At 50.4% G+C, this 2919-nt stretch carries 1 protein-coding gene; it reads right to left on the reverse strand.

Features of this window, described 5'->3' with window-relative positions; genetic code table 11:
• The coding region (locus R7O03_RS22535) for a tandem-95 repeat protein (protein WP_318132063.1) at nucleotides 1-2919 on the reverse strand (2919 nt) is incomplete at both ends.

Here is a 2919-nt window from a genome sequence, read left to right on the forward strand (position 1 = left end):
ACGCTGAAGCTCAGATCGCCATCCACGTTATCCACATCGCTGAAAGCGGTATTTAGATCGATGCTGTATGGCGTAAAGTCTTCTGCCAAGGCTTGGTCTGCAATGTTGCTCTCAACCACAGGCGTGTCGTTCACCGCATTCACGGTGACGTTGACCGTCGCTTGGTCGGTCAGTGCACCATCGGTCACGGTGTAAGTGATTTCAGCGTCGCCATTGAAGTTCTCAGCTGGCGTGAAGACCAATTTACCATCAACAATCTCAACTGTCCCTTGCTCACTCGGCACAGAGGCTGATTGGATAGACAGCGTATCGCCATCGATGTCAGTATCGTTTGGCAGAACATCAATCGTGACAGCGGTATCTTCTTGTGTTGTTGCCGTGTCATTGGTTGCCACTGGCGCGTCATTCACTGGTGTCACATCGACGTTCACCGTGGTGGATTCCGATACCCCACCCGATGTAACGATGTAGGTGAAGCTGTCTGCCCCGTGGTAGTTGTCGTTTGGCGTGTAGGTTACGCTGCCGTCCGGGTTGACAGAGACCGTGCCGTTGGCTGGACCGTTATTGGTATCCAGCGACACCACTTTGTCGTCGCCTTCGAACGTGTCGTTATCTAAGACCTTGATGATGGTTGGCGTGTCTTCCACGACCGTTGCTTTATCTGCCACGATGTCCGCCACAGGCGCAACTGTGAAGTTCACCGTTTGGCTAACGCTTTCGCCGCTTGGATCGGTAGCCGTAAAGGTTAGGACTTCTGAGCCGTTCCAGTCTGCCGTTGGGCTAATGGTCGCGATGCCATTTTCAATCGACACCAACACGTTGTTGTTGCCGGACAATGAGAAGTTCAGTGCCGAGTCGCTGTCTTTAAATGCGTCGTTTAAATCAATCGTGTAGATCGTAAAATCTTCTGCTAACACTTGATCTGAAATGACATTATCGACTGTTGGTGCATCGTTAACGCGATTCACAATCAAACTATCACTGTCGCTAACCGTTGGATTAACACCATCCGATACTGATGCACTGATCGTTAGGTCTTTAAGGTTGAGTTCGTCGTTGTTAACCGCGTCAACACCCGCTTGAGTCAGTTTGACTTCATCGCCAACTAACGCAAAGTAGCCGTTTGAGTTGTTTTCTAAAGAAACGGTTAATTGCTCTTCTGGTGTATCGGTATCAGCGACTTCCAACGTTGCCACTACCGTATCGGTACTCACTGCGTCTTCAGTGATACTTTCTACAGCATCGACCTTGATCGTTGGCGCATCGTTCACTGGATTAACGGTAACGGCTACTTTCGCTTGGTCAGTCAGCGAACCATCGGTGATGGTGTAAGTGATTTCAGCGTCGCCATGGAAGTTCTCAGCCGGTGTGAACACCAGTTTGCCATCAACAGTCTCGACTGTGCCTTGTGCTTCAGGTACGGAAGCTGATTGGATAGACAGCTTATCACCATCAATGTCGGTGTCGTTTGGCAGGACATCAATCGTCACTGGCGTGTCTTCGTCAGTAACAGCGGTATCATCTTTTGCCACTGGCGCGTCATTCACTGGCGTCACATCGACGTTCACCGTGGTGGACTCCGATACCCCACCGGAGGTAACGATGTAGGTAAAGCTGTCTGTTCCGTGATAGTTGTCGTTCGGCGTGTAAGTCACGCTGCCGTCCGGGTTGACCGAGACCGTACCGTTAGCTGGACCGTTATTGCTATCCAGCGACACCACTTTATCGTCGCCTTCAAACGTGTCGTTACCCAAGACCTTGATGATGGTTGGCGTATCTTCCACAACCGTCGCGTTGTCTGCCACGATGTCCGCCACAGGCGCTACCGTGAAGTTCACCGTTTGGCTGACGCTTTCGCCGCTTAGATCGGTGGCAGTAAAGGTCAACGCTTCAGAGCCGTTCCAATCCGCAGTTGGACTAATGGTCGCAATGCCATTTTCAATCGAAACCAACACGTTGTTGTTGCCGGACACTGAGAAGTTCAGTGCCGAGTCGCTGTCTTTAAATGCGTCGTTTAAATCAATCGTGTAGATCGTAAAATCTTCTGCTAACACTTGATCTGAAATGACATTATCGACTGTTGGTGCATCGTTAACGCGATTCACAATCAAACTATCACTGTCGCTAACCGTTGGATTAACACCATCCGATACTGATGCACTGATCGTTAGGTCTTTAAGGTTGAGTTCGTCGTTGTTAACCGCGTCAACACCCGCTTGAGTCAGTTTGACTTCATCGCCAACTAACGCAAAGTAGCCGTTTGAGTTGTTTTCTAAAGAAACGGTTAATTGCTCTTCTGGTGTATCGGTATCAGCGACTTCCAACGTTGCCACTACCGTATCGGTACTCACTGCGTCTTCAGTGATACTTTCTACAGCATCGACCTTGATCGTTGGCGCATCGTTCACTGGATTAACGGTAACGGCTACTTTCGCTTGGTCAGTCAGCGAACCATCGGTGATGGTGTAAGTGATTTCGGCATCACCATGGAAGTTCTCGGCCGGTGTGAAGACCAGTTTGCCGTCAACAATCTCGACTGTGCCTTGTGCTTCAGGTACGGAAGCTGATTGGATAGACAGCTTATCACCATCAATATCGGTGTCGTTTGGTAGGACATCAATTGTCACTGGCGTATCTTCGTCAGTAACAGCGGTATCATCTTTTGCCACTGGCGCATCGTTCACTGGTGTGACATCGACGTTCACCGTGGTGGACTCCGATACCCCACCGGACGTAACGATGTAGGTAAAGCTGTCTGCCCCGTGGTAGTTGTCGTTTGGCGTGTAAGTGACGCTGCCGTCCGGGTTGACCGAGACCGTGCCGTTGGCTGGACCGTGATTGGTATCCAGCGACACCACTTTGTCGTCGCCTTCGAACGTGTCGTTACCTAAGACCTTAATGATGGTCGGCGTGTCTTCC

This window comes from Vibrio sp. Vb2960 (genome assembly GCF_033337665.1).
Lineage (GTDB): Bacteria > Pseudomonadota > Gammaproteobacteria > Enterobacterales > Vibrionaceae > Vibrio > Vibrio alginolyticus.